The organism is Sediminibacterium ginsengisoli (genome assembly GCF_900167075.1).
In the GTDB taxonomy this organism is placed as follows: Bacteria; Bacteroidota; Bacteroidia; order Chitinophagales; family Chitinophagaceae; genus Sediminibacterium; species Sediminibacterium ginsengisoli.
The window spans coordinates 532,284-547,018 of record NZ_FUWH01000003.1 but is presented as its reverse complement, the minus strand read 5'-3'; the positions used below and the strand labels follow the sequence as shown (position 1 = coordinate 547,018).

Genomic DNA, 14,735 nt, shown 5'->3' with positions numbered 1-14,735 from the left:
TGCGCTCAACTTGGTATTGATGCGGGTCTGAACATTGGTCAATGAGTCCAGCAATCTTTGTGACTGAACATAGGTGCTCAGCATGTTGGCTGTATCACCGATTGTCAGTTTTGTATTGAGGCGAGTCTGAACGTTTGCTAAAGAATCCAGTAATTGTTGGCTCTTCAGGTAGTTCGCCAACATGCCGGCAGTATCGCTCGTATTAAGTTTGGTATTGAGGCGAGATTGAACGTTTGCTAAAGAGTCCAGTAATTGTTGGCTCTTCAGGTAGTTGGCTAACATGCCGGCAGTGTCACTCGTATTCAGCTTGGTGTTCAACCTTGTCTGGACAGCGGCCAATGAATCCAGCATGCGCTGACTCTTCAGATAATTAGCAAGCATTGAAGCAGTATCACTGATGTTCACCTTCAGATCAATGCGGTTGCTCAGGTTCATCGTATCAGCTGCACTTAACTTGGTGTTGATGCGGGTCTGAACATTGGTCAATGAATCGAGCAATCTTTGTGACTGAACATAGGTGCTCAGCATGTTGGCTGTATCGCCGATTGCGAGTTTTGTATTCAAGCGAGACTGTACATTGGTGAGCGAGTCTAACAGTGCCTGGCTTTTCAGGTAGTTTGCCAACATGCCGGCAGTGTCGCTCGTATTCAGCTTGGTGTTCAACCTGGTTTGAACGGCGGCTAAAGAATCCAGCATGCGCTGACTCTTCAGGTAGTTGGCCAGCATCGAAGCAGTATCGCTGATATTAACTTTCAGATCGATCCGATTGCTCAGGTTCATCGTATCAGCTGCACTTAACCTGGTGTTGATACGGGTCTGAACAGCGGCCAGAGAGTCCAGCATGCGCTGACTCTTCAGATAATTAGCAAGCATCGAAGCTGTGTCGCTGATGTTCACCTTCAGGTCAATCCGGTTGCTCAGGTTCATAGTATCAGCTGCACTCAATTTGGTGTTGATGCGGGTCTGAACGTTCGTTAATGAGTCCAGCAGCCTTTGTGACTGAACATAGGTGCTCAGCATGTTGGCGGTATCACCAATGGCCAATTTTGTATTTAAACGATATTGAACGTTTGCTAAAGAATCCAGTAATTGTTGGCTCTTTAGGTAGTTTGCCAACATGCCAGCTGTGTCGCTGGTGTTCAGCTTGGTGCTCAACCTGTTTTGAACAGCGGCCAGAGAGTCCAGCATGCGCTGACTCTTCAGATAATTAGCAAGCATTGAAGCTGTGTCGCTTATATTAACTTTCAGATCGATACGGTTGCTCAGGTTCATCGTATCAGCTGCGCTCAACTTGGTGTTGATCCTGGTCTGAACATTCGTTAATGAATCGAGCAGTCTTTGCGACTGAACATAAGTGCTCAGCATATTGGCGGTATCGCCGATTGCGAGTTTTGTGTTGAGGCGAGACTGGACGTTTGCAAGCGAGTCTAACAGTGCCTGGCTTTTCAGGTAGTTAGATAACATACCGGCAGTGTCACTCGTATTCAGCTTGGTGTTTAACCTTGTCTGAACAGCGGCCAGAGAGTCCAGCATGCGCTGACTTTTCAGGTAGTTAGCCAGCATCGTTGCTGTGTCACTGATATTAACCTTCAGGTCAATGCGGTTGCTCAAGCTCATTGTATCAGCTGCACTCAACTTGGTATTGATACGGGTCTGAACATTGGTCAATGAGTCCAGCAATCTTTGTGACTGAACATACGTGCTCAGCATATTTGCGGTATCGCCGATCGCAAGCTTCGTATTCAACCTTGATTGAACATTCGCTAATGAATCTAACAGCGCCTGGCTCTTCAGGTAATTAGCCAGCATCGTTGCTGTGTCACTGATATTAACCTTCAGATCAATACGGTTGCTCAGATTCATCGTATCAGCTGCGCTTAACTTGGTGTTGATCCTGGTCTGAACATTCGTCAATGAGTCCAGCAGTCTTTGGGACTGAACATAAGTACTCAGCATGTTGGCGGTATCACCGATCGCCAGTTTTGTATTTAAACGAGACTGAACGTTTGCAAGCGAGTCTAACAGCGCCTGGCTCTTCAGGTAGTTCGCCAACATGCCGGCAGTGTCGCTCGTATTAAGTTTGGTGTTTAACCTGTTTTGAACAGCGGCCAGAGAGTCCAGCATGCGCTGACTCTTCAGGTAGTTCGCAAGCATCGAAGCTGTGTCGCTGATGTTCACCTTCAGATCAATACGGTTGCTCAGGTTTATCGTATCTGCTGCGCTTAACCTGGTGTTGATGCGGGTCTGTACATTCGTTAAGGAATCGAGTAATCTTTGGGACTGAACATAAGTGCTCAGCATGTTTGCGGTATCACCAATCGCTAGTTTTGTGTTGAGGCGAGACTGAACGTTTGCTAAAGAGTCCAGTAATTGTTGGCTCTTCAGGTAGTTTGCCAGCATCCAAGCTGTATCACTCGTATTAAGTTTGGTGTTTAACCTGTTTTGAACAGCGGCCAGAGAGTCCAACATGCGCTGACTTTTCAGGTAGTTAGCCAGCATCGAAGCTGTGTCGCTGATGTTCACTTTCAGATCAATGCGGTTGCTCAGGTTCATTGTATCTGCTGAGTTCAGCTTCACATTCAACCTGCTCTGAACTGCTGCTAAAGAATCCAGCAACTGCTGGCTCTTTAAATAATTTGCAAGCATTGATGAGGTATCAGCCCAATTCAACTTTGTATTCAGACGGGATTGAACATTCGCCAAAGAATCCAGTAACTGCTGGCTCTTCAGATAGTTTGCCAACATTGAGGCCGTATCAGTTGAGTTCAGCTTCACATTCAGCCTGCTCTGAACTGCAGCTAAAGAATCCAGCAATTGCTGACTCTTTAAATAATTAGCGAGCATCGCTGAGGTATCAGCCCAATTAAGTTTTGTATTTAAGCGGGATTGAACATTCGTCAAAGAATCCAGCAACTGCTGGCTCTTTAAATAATTTGCAAGCATTGATGAAGTATCGCTCCAATTCAGCTTTGTATTCAGACGTGACTGAACATTCGCCAGTGAGTCGGAGAATGCCTGTGAACGGATATAAGTCGCGAATAAACCTGCCGTATCGCTGATGTTAAGTTTGCCATTTAAACGCGCCTGCACTCCAGATAGCGAATCCAGCATTCGCTGGGCTTTCAGATAATTGATCAGCATGTTCGCTGTATCGCTGATATTCAGCCTGCCATTCAATGCTGCTGCGCGGAGATAACCACTCAGCATGGCTGCCGTATCTGCATATTTCAATGTTTGCCCTGTCTTTGCATATCCTGCCAGCATGGCCGCAGTATCACCGATATTCAGTTTGCCGTTCAGCACTCCCTCACGCACATAATTCTGAAGCATCGATGCTGTGTCTGCAATCTTTACCACACCCGCCAGTATTTTCGTGGCTGCTGCTTCCACATCCAATGCCATATAACCTCTGATAACCGGCATATCTGCCTGTGTAAGAATCCGCTTCCATGATCCGCTGCTGAAAAAATAGAATCCCTGCTCACCATCTGTCTGGTACACCAGCAATCCTTCTTTAGGCCGCGCGATCCTGTTTACCTGCGCCTGTGTCATTCTTGGTATCAGAACACCTTTTGTTTCCGACCGGATATCAAGGATGGCTGTACTGTCCGGATCGCCGGTTCCTATACCTACATTGCCCGGATTGATATTATAGATATTATTCTTATTCTGCGCCCATTTGTTATCCCGACTCTCCTGTGCTGTCAACGCATAATTCGCATACGGCACACTTACCAGTTCAACCGTGGAAATGGTGGAAAAATTCATCCCCCCCGCAATATCCATTTCTACTTTTAAAAACTTGTTACCCGTACTCCAGGTAATTGCATTGAAACTACCACCTGCAACTTTACCATCGCCAACGGTTACATTGATGAGGCCCGATGCATTGGTTTTTACGCCGTGTAATTCTGTGTATTGACTGATATTGGAACTATTCCCATCCAGAATGCTGAAGCGGATGGTGATCTGCCGGTTAACCAGCAACGAGCCATCGGCAGAACGAACAACTGCCTGGTAATGAAATTTTGAAGGTGCCTGAGCCATCCCTTTGGCTATGCACATAAATGCAATAATAAAGCTGCGGAAAAGAGCTCGCCATTGAACAGACGTTCTTATCCGGGTCATATCTGCCAAAATCATAATGCAAAGAACGCAAGGGCGATACCCCTTTCCGGTCTTACAAAATATGATAGACTCGTAGACCACAGACCATACATTGTAGTCATCGGACTACATCCTCAGATTCTACTGAAAAAGATGATGTTCGATCGCGTATTTTACCAGGTCTGCGTTGTTGTTCAGCATCAGTTTCTGAAGTATCCTTGCGCGGTAAGTACTGATGGTGTTATGGCTGAGCGAAAGGATGTTGGAAATCTCCGAAACCGCTTTGCCGGAAGAAATGTATTTGAACACTTCATATTCCCTTTCCGACAGGTATTCGTGTAATGGCTTTTCCATATCCACTGCAATGGATTCTGCCAGCAGATCCGCTACTTCCGCATTGATGTATTTTTTGCCTGACCGTAAAAACTCAATGGCTTTTACCAGTTCTTCCGGCGCGCTTTCCTTGGTGAGATAGCCTGACGCCCCGGCCCTGATGGTGCGTACCGCATATTGCTCCGCAGGATAAGTGCTCAGTACGAGTATGGGGACTTTTTGGAAAAGTGCCCGTAGGTCTTTCACCACTTCCACCCCGGATCTTCCCGGCATGGAAAGATCTGATATAATGATATCCCAGGTCTCTTTACCTGCCCTGGATATCAGTTCAGCTCCGTCGGAAACCTCTGTGATCTGCGCGTGCGGATAAGTTTCCTTCAAGATCATGGTAAGACCCCGCCTTACCACCAAATGATCATCTGCAATAATTATTTTCACCTTTTTACTTTTATTGCAACTGTTGTTCCTTCACCGGGCATGCTGTCCAACTGCATGTGACCATTCATACTCAATACCCTTTCCTTCATTCCCAATATGCCTAATGTTTTTTTCTTCTTCACTTCCTGCGGATCGAAGCCGCGGCCATTATCCCTGATGTTGAGCATAATATAATGCTCATTGCAGCTCAGCACTGTATGTACATAAGTTGCTTTTGCATGCCTTGAAATATTGGTCAGCACTTCCTGGAAGATCCTGAACAGACCAATTGCCACGTCGCGGTTCAGATCCGTTAATGCATCACTGCACTCTTCGTAGAACCTGCACTCGATACCGGTACGCTGGCTGAATTCGGTATTCTGCCATTCAATTGCAGCGCCGAGACCCATGTCATCCAGCAGCAGCGGCCGGAGCTGGGTCGCTATTTTGCGGACTGTTTTAATGATATCGTCTATCATTGTCACTGCATCCGATAACTTTTCCCGGTGCTGATCTTCCTTCACATTTGTGCGGACCATGGAGATATCGAACCGTAATGCTGTGAGCATTTGTCCCAGCACATCGTGGATTTCCCGGGCCATCGATACCCGCTCTTCTTCCCGCACATTCTGCAGGTGATCAGCCAACCGCCGGATTTCCGCATAAGATTCTTCCAGCATCTTGCGCCCGTGCATTTTATCGGTTACATCATTCGCCAGCACAAGCCTTACCGGTTCATCTGCATATATGAAGTCGCTCGCAAAAATGTCAACAAAGATCACATCCCCGTTAGCTTTCATATGCCGCCAGACACCGGAAGAACGGGTGCCGGCGGCCATTTCTTTTTTCACATGTGCCAGGTACTGCTCCACATCTTCTGCAGGGCGCAGGTCTACCGCGTTCAGCTGCATGAAAACTTCTCTTGGGTAACCATAGTGGTTAATCGCTGCTTCATTCACATCGATCACATTCAGTGTTTTCCTGGAAAGCATCCACATCGGCATCGGGTTGTTCTCGAACAACACTTTATATTTCTGTTCAGACAACCGCAGCTCTTTCTCCGCATCGTTCTTTTTCCGGATCGCTTCTTTCTGCTGGATCGCAGCATTGATTGCCACCGGTAGCCTTGAAAGATTCGATTTCAGCAGGTAATCCGTGGCTCCTTCTTTAAGGATGCTTACCGCGAACTCGTCCGACATAGCCCCGGTTACCAGGATAAAGGGAATATCCGGCCTGATCCTGTTCAGCAAAGACAAGGCTTTTACAGAACTGAACCTCGGAAGGGAATGATCCGACAGTATCACATCGAAAAGGCGTGACTGCAATTCCCTTACATAATCTTCTTCGTTTGATATAACTACCAGCTCTGCATCCATGCCACCCTGGGAAAGGCTCCTTTTCACCAATTCCGCATCAAAAGGATCATCTTCCACAAGCAAAACAAGCAGCCTGGAGTTTGTTGTATGTAAACCCGCCATTCGTTTACCGTTATTTTAATTAAAACAAGGTTCGGTCTGTTGCTTTCCGGCTGGGGGGAGAAGCCGGATAAGCGTTTGCCGCAGGTTTAGTTTAATTGCTTTACAGCTTAATAAATATATTAAAAAAATGGGAGAAAAGAAACACATACGTGGTTTCCGCAATGGTCGTTTCCGACCGCAAAAGATAGCGGCCTGTAAATCAGCAATTTATTTTTTCAAGCCAGGAATAGTCCCGTAAAACTACGTGTGTTTACATGGGAAAGCTTACCGTAAAAGTACGGGGGTTAGTGATGATTATAACGGGTATTTATATGATTCGATATACATAGCAGGATCGAATACGGCATCCGGCAATGCCACATCAGCTGACAGCCGGTGGTATTTTTCCGTCTGGCGCAGTTTTCCGTTGGTATAGATCAGCACAAAAGTTTCTGTCCAGCCTTTTCCTATTTTCACCTGTTCCGTCATATGTACATCGAGCTGCGATTGAGGAAGTTTTTCGATCATCCGCACAAGGTAAAGATCCTGGTTGTCTATCCAGAGCTGGTTGGAGAGCGTATCTCCGGCAAGTGCACCTACTACGGTTACCGGTCTGCCTTTCCAGACGGCCTGGTGGCTTTTTTCCATATCATAACCCTGTCTTTTCAGGTAAGCGGGAATTGAATCGTATGGCATCATATACATACCTCCGATCAGGAAAAGAAAAGGATTATGATCTGTGCCCACAGACCTGATCTTTCCACCCTGGAAGCGATAGGTAGAATCTTTTTTATAGATCACGCCCGCACCTTTCTCCCGGTCGCCCATGTCGATCCGCAGTTCATACGGAAAACGCAGGAACTCGTTCCAGGTTTCGGTACGCACAAGGCTGTCGTTCCTGTAAAATTTTGTCTCCTGTTGAAATGAAAACGTTTTATGCCATTTGCCCGCATAGGTGTCGTGCATCTTTTTCAGAATTCCGCTCTGAGCATGGATCATCAATGGTGCAAGCAGGAAGAATAACGGGGCCAGTCGTTTCATTTTGTTTTTTGTTTGAAAATAAATATCGTATACCAAAAACTTTTACCGCCTATCCCAATCACATTAATATGCGATTGGGAAGGAACGATTATCAGAATAGGTTTGGGCATGCTTTCTTCCAGGAAAATTTTAACGTTAGCGGCTTTTTTTATCGGTGCTTTTTGTGCCTGCCAGAAAACTGAAACAACGCCTCCGCCCGTAATACCCGGCGCCGGTTATGATACAAAACACGAAGGCGACCTGCTCCGGTCGGCATATTGGGGTAATACTTCTTATGAATTTTATCAGTACAATCCCGACAGCAGTCTGCATAAAACAGATGGCCGTTCTACGTCGGGTGCCGGAGCTGAACGCGAATTTATTTTCAGGAACGGGTATTTATCCCTGGTCTATAAGTCAGGCGCGATACAGGATTCAATCGGGTACAGGCAGGATGGACTTATAGAAAGCATTACGGAAACCTCCATCGTTCTGGATTATTATGGAGTAAAACTTGAGTTCAGCTATTCTCTGGATAAAAAGCTGAAAACGATGTCTTATTACTCGTTCGACGAATTCTCCAAAAAGCTGATCAATACTGCAACGTACGAGTACAATAACCAGGGCTTGCCCTTTAAGATCACATCAGCAAGCCCGGATGGGAAGCATGTAGGCATTGTAGAACTGGAGTGGGGAAACACCGGCTTTGTTGTACAACCCTGGTTGTTCGCAGACCGGCTTCATCTCGTTGTTCCGGATTATGAAATATACAATCTTCCCTTGTTGCGTTCGCTTAGCAGACTGCCGGAAAAGATCACCCGTACCCAGTATATTAACGGCGTTTTTCATTCTGCCAGCACCAATACGATACAATATCAAGTTTCAGGGAAAAGGCTGGATAAAGTAAAATATATTACTAAAGGCTATGAGATAGAGCTGAGGTATTAACTTTTGGAAAGTTCCTGAACTTTCCAAAAGTTGCGCTGGTACGCAAATTGCGCAGGGAGAAGAAAAAGCCATGAAAAAAGAAAAAGACGCCAAAAAAGATATTCCTGCACATTCAACCACACAGGGCGGTTCCAATTTCGGGCAGGGGCAAACCAGCCTCGGCAAACAGCAGCAGGGTACAGAAAAAACACGTGGTTCAGATTATGATAACGAGCGCGGCTGGAATAATGAGGCGCTGAGAATGGAAGATCTGAAAGATGCAGGTAAAAAGGAGGATTAAAGTGTGGCTGAAATTCAACCGCGGTTGAACTAAATATTCCACATTAAACTTTTGGAAAGTTTCAGAACTTTCCAAAAGTTATAAAAAAAATTTTCAGGAATATTTATTTATCGTAATATTGCGATAAATATGGGTACTACCAAATCTGAAATATTTTCAATCCGTCAAAACAAGCTGGCAAAAATGCTTAAAGCCCTTGGGCATCCCGCCCGTATTGCCATACTGCAGCATATTATCAAGGCAGAAGCCTGTATTTGCGGAGATCTGGTAAATGAATTAGGGCTGGCACAGGCAACAATCTCCCAACACCTGAAAGAATTGAAAAACGTAGGTATTATCCAGGGAACAATTGAAGGAACGAGTGTATGTTACTGCATTGATGATAAGGTATGGGCACAGTTCAACGCAGAACTGACCGCCTTCTTCGGTTCATATGCAGGACGCAAAACCTGCTGTTAAAAATTTTTATCTTTATTATCGCAATATTACAATAAAACAAATGCCATGAAAACTGATCAGCAACTCAAAGAGCTTGTACAACAGAAATACAGTGAAATCGCCTTACAGGATAAAGGCACCAACCAGTCATCCTGCTGCGGCGCGGGCGGCTGCACGACCGAAGTATATAATATCATGACCGATGATTACACCAACATGAAAGGTTATAACGCAGATGCCGATTTAGGCTTGGGTTGCGGTCTGCCGACCCAGTTTGCACAGATCAAAAAGGGCGATACTGTCATAGATCTCGGCAGCGGTGCCGGGAATGACTGCTTTGTGGCCCGTGCAGAGGCCGGCGATACAGGCAAGGTCATCGGCATTGACTTCACCCCTGCCATGATAAACCTTGCTCGCGAAAATGCTGAAAAGCTTGGCTATAATAATGTCGAATTCCGTCAGGGCGATATTGAAAACATGCCTGTTGCCGGGAATATCGCCGACGTGATCGTAAGCAACTGCGTTCTTAACCTTGTGCCGAATAAAGACGGGGTATTCAAGGAAATGTACCGTGTGCTTAAAGCCAGCGGGCATTTCAGCATCTCTGATATCGTGCTGGTCGGCAACCTGCCGGATGAACTGCGCAAGGACGCTGAAATGTATGCGGGCTGCGTATCGGGTGCCATTCAGAAAGAGGTTTACCTCGAACTGATCAAAAGCAACAGCTTCACCAATATCAACATACAGAAAGAAAAAGCCATCATCATTCCCGATGATATTTTAAGCAAATACCTCGATAACGAAAAACTGGCCGCTTTTAAAAATGGCGATACAGGAATATTCAGCATTACCGTTTACGCAGAGAAGGGTGAGAAAGAAAGCTGCTGCGAACCGGGTTGCTGCAACTGACCAAAACAAGGACAATTTATGAGCGTTACAAACTGTGCTCCTGTTATACAACGCAAGAAACTATCGTTTCTTGACCGTTTCCTGACCCTGTGGATATTCGTCGCAATGGCCGTGGGGGTGGGTATCGGGTATTTTATTCCATCTTCTTCGGATTTCATCAATTCATTTTCAAGCGGCACCACCAATTTACCGCTTGCGATCGGCCTGATCCTGATGATGTACCCGCCTTTAGCCAAAGTGAGGTATGAGAAAATGGGCGAGGTCTTCAAGAATGTAAAAGTGCTTTCGGCCTCTCTGTTTCTTAACTGGATCATTGGTCCGATCCTCATGTTCGTACTGGCGGTGGTATTCCTGCACAATTATCCGGAATATATGGTGGGCCTGATCCTGATCGGCCTTGCCCGTTGCATCGCAATGGTGGTTGTATGGAACGAACTGGCCGAAGGTAACCGCGAGTATGCCGCAGGCCTCATTGCTCTGAACAGCATATTTCAGGTCTTGTTTTACAGCGTTTACGCCTATGTGTTCATTACTGTATTACTTCCGCTCATGGGGCTGAAAGGCGTTGGAATCAATATTACCATTGGCGAAATCGCAAAAAGTGTTGGCATTTATCTCGGCATTCCTTTCGCTGCAGGCGTAATAAGCCGCTATGTGCTGATCAGGCTGAAGGGCAATGATTGGCTTGAAAATAAATATGTGCCGTTCGTATCACCGATAACGCTGATTGCGCTGCTCTTTACCATCATTGTCATGTTCAGTCTTAAAGGACAGCTGATCGTACAGATACCGATGGACGTGGTTCGGATTGCCATTCCGCTTGTGATCTATTTTACCCTGATGTTTATTGTCAGCTTCTTTATAGGCAAGTCTCTTGGTGCTGATTATTCCCGCAATGCAGCGATTGCCTTTACGGCCACAGGGAACAACTTCGAGCTGGCGATCGCCGTTGCCATCGGCGTATTCGGCATCAATAGCGGACAGGCATTTGCCGGGGTCATTGGCCCGTTGGTGGAAGTTCCTGCATTGATCGCTCTCGTCAATCTTGCTTTTTGGTTCAGAAAAAAATATTACAACACACTTAATTAGGTGAAACATGAAAATCGCATTATTCTCAGACATTCACGCAAACCTTCCGGCACTGGAAGCTTTTTTCAAAGACCTGGACACGCGCAATGTTGATGCCACTTATTGCCTCGGCGATCTCGTGGGTTATAATATCTGGCCGAATGAAGTTGTTAATGCTGTTCGTAAAAGGGGTATTCCGACCATTGCAGGCAATTATGATCAAGGCATCGGCCTTATGAGCGATGATTGCGGATGCGCTTACAAAAGCGAGCCGGAAAAGGATATGGGCAAGATATCCATCTCCTATACAAATTCCATTGTGAAGCAGGAAGAACGCCGGTATTTAAGAACACTGCCTGCGCATATCCGCGTTGAATTCCAGCTTAACAATGACAAACTGAACCTGCTGCTGGTTCACGGCAGCCCGCGCAAGATCAATGAATATCTGTTTGAAGACCGCGAAGAAAAAAGCATGTTACGCATCATGCGGGACGCAAACGCCGATATCATGTGTTTTGGTCATACACACAAGCCATATCACCGCATTTTGGAAGAGGAAGCGGACGGCCAAAAGCATTTTCGCCATGCCATCAATATCGGTTCTGTAGGCAAGCCTAAAGACGGCGACCCGAGAGGCTGCTATGTGCTACTGACTTTCAACGAGGATAGTTCCACGCTTAACGCGGGCAGCATTCAGGCAGAGTTTATCCGTTTTCCTTATGATATCGAAGCCGCAGCGAAAGCCGTTGAAGACAGTCCCCTGCCAAATGAATATGCCGATATGCTGCGCCGTGGATTTTAATTATTTTAACAACATCAATATCCGATCATAGCATTTCAAAACGATTTGAGATACTCGAAAGAGCATACATGGCGCCGTTTATCCGGCGAGAATGAAGGTATAATCGGGATTTCCGAGCTTGCACAAAGCGAATTAGGCTGGATCGTTTATGAAACAATAACTTTTGGAAAGTTCTGAAACTTTCCAAAAGTTACACTTAGCATTTATTTACGTTTCCGTTGCTTTCCTGCTCCCTGTCTGATCGTATTCAGTTCTTTTTTTATTTCTATGATATACAGGGTCAGTTCTTCGATTTTTTTCAACAACAATGCCTGGTTTTCACCCACATTCACACCATTCTCTGCTACTTCTTTTGCAGAAGGAATTTCCGGCAGGTGCTTGTTCTCGAGAATAAATTTTTCAAGCGAGTCAATACTTCTGAGTGCATAATCTTTGTCGAACACATAATCGCTCCAACCCGATTGGGTAACGATCAGTTTTTTTGTTTTAATATTTCCATTTGCATTGATATTCCCTTCAACCGATAATCTTTCTGCCGGGGAATTGGTACCGATCCCGATTTTCCCTGCGTTCACAATCAGGTCTCCTGCATCGAAATACCCTGAAAAGGATCTCGTAGTCCCATTGCCATTGAATCCCCCTTTGCATAAATGCCGGATCCGCCCCAGGCATCGGTTCCGGATACGCCTGCATTTCCTCCGATCGCTATAATACCTGCAGCCCCCCCCGCATATGCACCTCCATTCCCACCGATAAAATAAGCACCTGTTTTTCCTCCGTATGTATTTGAATTACCCGGATCATAGGACGCACCATTTCCATACGCATCTCCATACTCTCCGGAATTATTTTTACCGCCCCCATAATAATTAGTTGAATTACCCTTGAATGGAACCAGGTTACTTGCCCCTGTAGCCTGCAGTGTTGCAAACGGTGATGATGTTCCGATTCCTATTGCACCTTTATTAACGATCAGATTTCCGTCATCAAAAAAACCTGCGTAAGTACGGGTTCCGTCTCCATTGAGGCCTCCTCTCGCAAAAATGCCTGTCATCATTGCTTTAAGGTTCATATACATGGTTTAAATTTTGAAAGCGGAGGGAAATTCCTTCAACCGTGAAGAAATTTTTTAACGTTCAAATTTAAAGTAAATAATTAACTTTATAGGGTATTTTTATCTTTTAAATTTAATAATTGAATGTTTTTGGATAGTAACACGCTGAAACTCACTCAATTGTCTTTTCTACTTTTACCGGAATGGGAAGTGAGAGACGTATATATAACCGCATTAAATCTGCGCTGGCGTTAAAGCAAATCAAAAATAAAGAGCTTGCAGAGCATTTGCATGTCAGCGAACAAACGGTCTCAAAATGGTGTACGAATTACAGCCAGCCATCTATCCCCGATCTATATGCCATAGCCGAATTTTTGAAGGTCGGCCTGATGGATTTACTGGAACCCGTAGAGTAGCATTTTATGCTTTAAGAATATTCGCATGCGATTACATTCACATGCCATTCTTATATTTGATTATAAATTCATGTATCGTCATCCCCCCGAGCGATGAATTTGCCAAAACAACTAATTGATGCTTCAACGGTGGGGTCTAATACTATGCTTTATTTTGAATGCGGGCTACTGTATAGCGCAGCAGAAATACGGCTATAGTCAATTTGATAAGCCGTTATTAGGATTTCAGCAGTTTATCTCTACTGCAACACCACAGCCTGCAGCATTTACCCAACCCAATATCGGTCTTACCGCACCCCGTATGCTGAATGAGGCTGAAGGGGCGAGCGTTCAAAGGCAAAATGAAATGCTCATTAAGGAGGCTAATCAGATGATCGAGAAGTCTAACAATGCACCCCGGTCGGACATTTCAAACGCAATAGAGGAATTAACAAACAATGGTGGGAACAGACAGGCCACATCATACTATGCCGCATTCAATGCTTTGCTAAAAATGAACCCGGATAGCTTTTCACTCACAAAGGCCGTCTATCTAATCGAGAATGCATACTTCAACGGCCAGCTAAGGCAAGATACTTATATGCAAGAAGTACAAAATCATTGCAAGCAGGTGGCAGCAATCCTGAAATCAGAAGGATTAAACCGTAAGGATAATATCGCGCTTAACTATGCCATTCAAAAGCTGTTTGCCAACTCGTCAATGACAAAGACAGTAAGCGTGAAAACACCTGCAATCAGGCATTTCAGCTATGACTTTGAAGACTTTCGCGGCGAGCATGACTATACGAAGATGTTTGTTTCAAAAGCACTGGCGACTGGAAAAGGCCAGTGCCATTCATTGCCGCTGGTATATCTGATTTTGGCCGAACAACTGGATGCTAAGGCAAGTCTTGCCCTGGCACCGCAGCACTCGTTTATTCAGTTTAACGACAGGGCTAATCGCCGTGTAAATTTTGAAGCGACAAGCGGTCATATTGTCTCCAGTAGCTGGCTGATGCAGTCCGGTTTTATAACTTCGGTAGCACTGAAAAAGAAAACATTCCTGTCGCCGCTTTCCACCCGCCAGCTTTATTCTCAAATGCTGGTTGATCTCATGCTTGGGTATCTGTCTAAATTCCGTTATGACGGCTTTGCAGAGGAAGTGCGCAGGAAAATTCAGGAGGTCAACCCTGACAACCTATCTGCACTGATCATTGATGCCAATAGCAAAACCTTGACAGCTAAAGAAAAGGTTTATGCCGCAGGTAAACCCAAAGAATCAGAATTGCAGAAACATCCCGCAGCATTTCAGGCAGTACAACAAATGCAGCTTGCTTATGAGAGGCTGGAAGCTGTCGGATATCAGGATATGCCGGAGGAGGCGTATAAAAAGTGGTTGCAATCTATTGAGCTGGAGAAAGGCAAACAATCAGGGCGTGCTGCACCGAACCTAAGAGCAAGCATGAATAAAATGCTTAATGAATAAATCGAATAATTATCTTAGATA

14 protein-coding genes are annotated in these 14,735 nt (G+C 45.3%); 8 read left to right on the top strand and 6 right to left on the bottom strand.

The genetic code is table 11. The annotated features are described in order from the left end of the window. From B5D42_RS08150 to B5D42_RS08135, 4 genes are all read right to left on the bottom strand, one after another. Positions 1–4,065, bottom strand: a 4,065-nt coding sequence (locus tag B5D42_RS08150; protein WP_217698798.1) for a phage tail-like protein, incomplete at its 3' end; no start/stop codon positions are given. 183 nt (positions 4,066–4,248) lie between these two features. Then, the gene (locus B5D42_RS08145) at positions 4,249–4,878 is read right to left on the bottom strand and encodes a response regulator (RefSeq protein WP_078830956.1); all 630 of its coding nucleotides are present in this window, start codon (positions 4,876–4,878) and stop codon (positions 4,249–4,251) included. Further along, entirely contained in the window at positions 4,875–6,335 is a 1,461-nt protein-coding gene (locus tag B5D42_RS08140) for a hybrid sensor histidine kinase/response regulator (protein WP_078830955.1), read from the bottom strand. The genes B5D42_RS08145 and B5D42_RS08140 overlap by 4 nt, the downstream gene beginning before the upstream one ends. A 294-nt stretch (positions 6,336–6,629) precedes the next feature. Beyond that, positions 6,630–7,355, bottom strand: a complete 726-nt coding sequence (locus tag B5D42_RS08135) for a hypothetical protein (protein ID WP_139367053.1) — start codon at positions 7,353–7,355, stop codon at positions 6,630–6,632. Between the two features lie 108 nt (positions 7,356–7,463). Between B5D42_RS08135 and B5D42_RS08130 the strand changes: the two genes are divergently transcribed. The 6 genes from B5D42_RS08130 (at position 7,464) to B5D42_RS08105 (ending at position 11,779) form a co-directional block, all read left to right on the top strand. Continuing rightward, positions 7,464–8,282 carry a hypothetical protein gene (locus B5D42_RS08130; RefSeq protein ID WP_078830953.1) on the top strand — a complete coding sequence of 273 codons (819 nt, stop codon included), beginning with the start codon at positions 7,464–7,466 and terminating at the stop codon, positions 8,280–8,282. Positions 8,283–8,352: 70 nt separating this feature from the next. Next, positions 8,353–8,562: a hypothetical protein gene (locus B5D42_RS08125; RefSeq protein ID WP_078830952.1), complete on the top strand. Its 210-nt coding sequence runs from the start codon at positions 8,353–8,355 to the stop codon at positions 8,560–8,562. A gap of 183 nt (positions 8,563–8,745) precedes the next feature. Next, positions 8,746–9,021, top strand: a complete 276-nt coding sequence (locus B5D42_RS08120) for an ArsR/SmtB family transcription factor (RefSeq protein WP_441295784.1) — start codon at positions 8,746–8,748, stop codon at positions 9,019–9,021. A gap of 45 nt (positions 9,022–9,066) precedes the next feature. Then, a complete protein-coding gene (locus B5D42_RS08115) occupies positions 9,067–9,909 on the top strand; it encodes an arsenite methyltransferase (RefSeq protein WP_078830950.1) in 843 nt (280 codons plus the stop codon). An 18-nt stretch (positions 9,910–9,927) separates the two neighbouring features. Beyond that, complete coding sequence (gene arsB, locus B5D42_RS08110; RefSeq protein WP_078830949.1) at positions 9,928–10,998, top strand: ACR3 family arsenite efflux transporter; 1,071 nt, start codon at positions 9,928–9,930, stop codon at positions 10,996–10,998. A gap of 7 nt (positions 10,999–11,005) precedes the next feature. Further along, complete coding sequence (locus B5D42_RS08105) at positions 11,006–11,779, top strand: metallophosphoesterase family protein (RefSeq protein WP_078830948.1); 774 nt, start codon at positions 11,006–11,008, stop codon at positions 11,777–11,779. A gap of 203 nt (positions 11,780–11,982) precedes the next feature. On the opposite strand, the gene B5D42_RS08100 is transcribed toward B5D42_RS08105, so the two are convergent. Further along, the gene (locus B5D42_RS08100; protein WP_078830947.1) at positions 11,983–12,354 is read right to left on the bottom strand and encodes a hypothetical protein; all 372 of its coding nucleotides are present in this window, start codon (positions 12,352–12,354) and stop codon (positions 11,983–11,985) included. A 2-nt stretch (positions 12,355–12,356) separates the two neighbouring features. Continuing rightward, positions 12,357–12,851 (bottom strand): hypothetical protein, encoded by a 495-nt coding sequence (locus B5D42_RS08095; protein ID WP_139367052.1) that lies wholly within the window; start codon positions 12,849–12,851, stop codon positions 12,357–12,359. Between the two features lie 185 nt (positions 12,852–13,036). Here B5D42_RS08095 and B5D42_RS08090 point away from each other — a divergent pair, with 185 nt between their 5' ends. Next, a complete protein-coding gene (locus B5D42_RS08090) occupies positions 13,037–13,249 on the top strand; it encodes a helix-turn-helix transcriptional regulator (protein WP_078830945.1) in 213 nt (70 codons plus the stop codon). Between the two features lie 154 nt (positions 13,250–13,403). After that, positions 13,404–14,714, top strand: a complete 1,311-nt coding sequence (locus tag B5D42_RS08085; RefSeq protein ID WP_176112943.1) for a transglutaminase family protein — start codon at positions 13,404–13,406, stop codon at positions 14,712–14,714. Positions 14,715–14,735 lie beyond the last annotated feature (21 nt).

Excerpts from the sequence above, each read along its gene's own strand:
- B5D42_RS08140 (WP_078830955.1), bottom strand. The coding sequence starts at position 6,335 with ATGGCGGGTTTACATACAACAAACTCCAGGCTGCTTGTTTTGCTTGTG.
- B5D42_RS08135 (WP_139367053.1), bottom strand. The coding sequence starts at position 7,355 with ATGAAACGACTGGCCCCGTTATTCTTCCTGCTTGCACCATTGATGATC.
- B5D42_RS08130 (WP_078830953.1), top strand. The coding sequence starts at position 7,464 with ATGCTTTCTTCCAGGAAAATTTTAACGTTAGCGGCTTTTTTTATCGGT.
- B5D42_RS08125 (WP_078830952.1), top strand. The coding sequence starts at position 8,353 with ATGAAAAAAGAAAAAGACGCCAAAAAAGATATTCCTGCACATTCAACC.
- B5D42_RS08120 (WP_441295784.1), top strand. The coding sequence starts at position 8,746 with ATGCTTAAAGCCCTTGGGCATCCCGCCCGTATTGCCATACTGCAGCAT.
- B5D42_RS08115 (WP_078830950.1), top strand. The coding sequence starts at position 9,067 with ATGAAAACTGATCAGCAACTCAAAGAGCTTGTACAACAGAAATACAGT.
- arsB (WP_078830949.1), top strand. The coding sequence starts at position 9,928 with ATGAGCGTTACAAACTGTGCTCCTGTTATACAACGCAAGAAACTATCG.
- B5D42_RS08105 (WP_078830948.1), top strand. The coding sequence starts at position 11,006 with ATGAAAATCGCATTATTCTCAGACATTCACGCAAACCTTCCGGCACTG.
- B5D42_RS08095 (WP_139367052.1), bottom strand. The coding sequence starts at position 12,851 with ATGAACCTTAAAGCAATGATGACAGGCATTTTTGCGAGAGGAGGCCTC.
- B5D42_RS08090 (WP_078830945.1), top strand. The coding sequence starts at position 13,037 with ATGGGAAGTGAGAGACGTATATATAACCGCATTAAATCTGCGCTGGCG.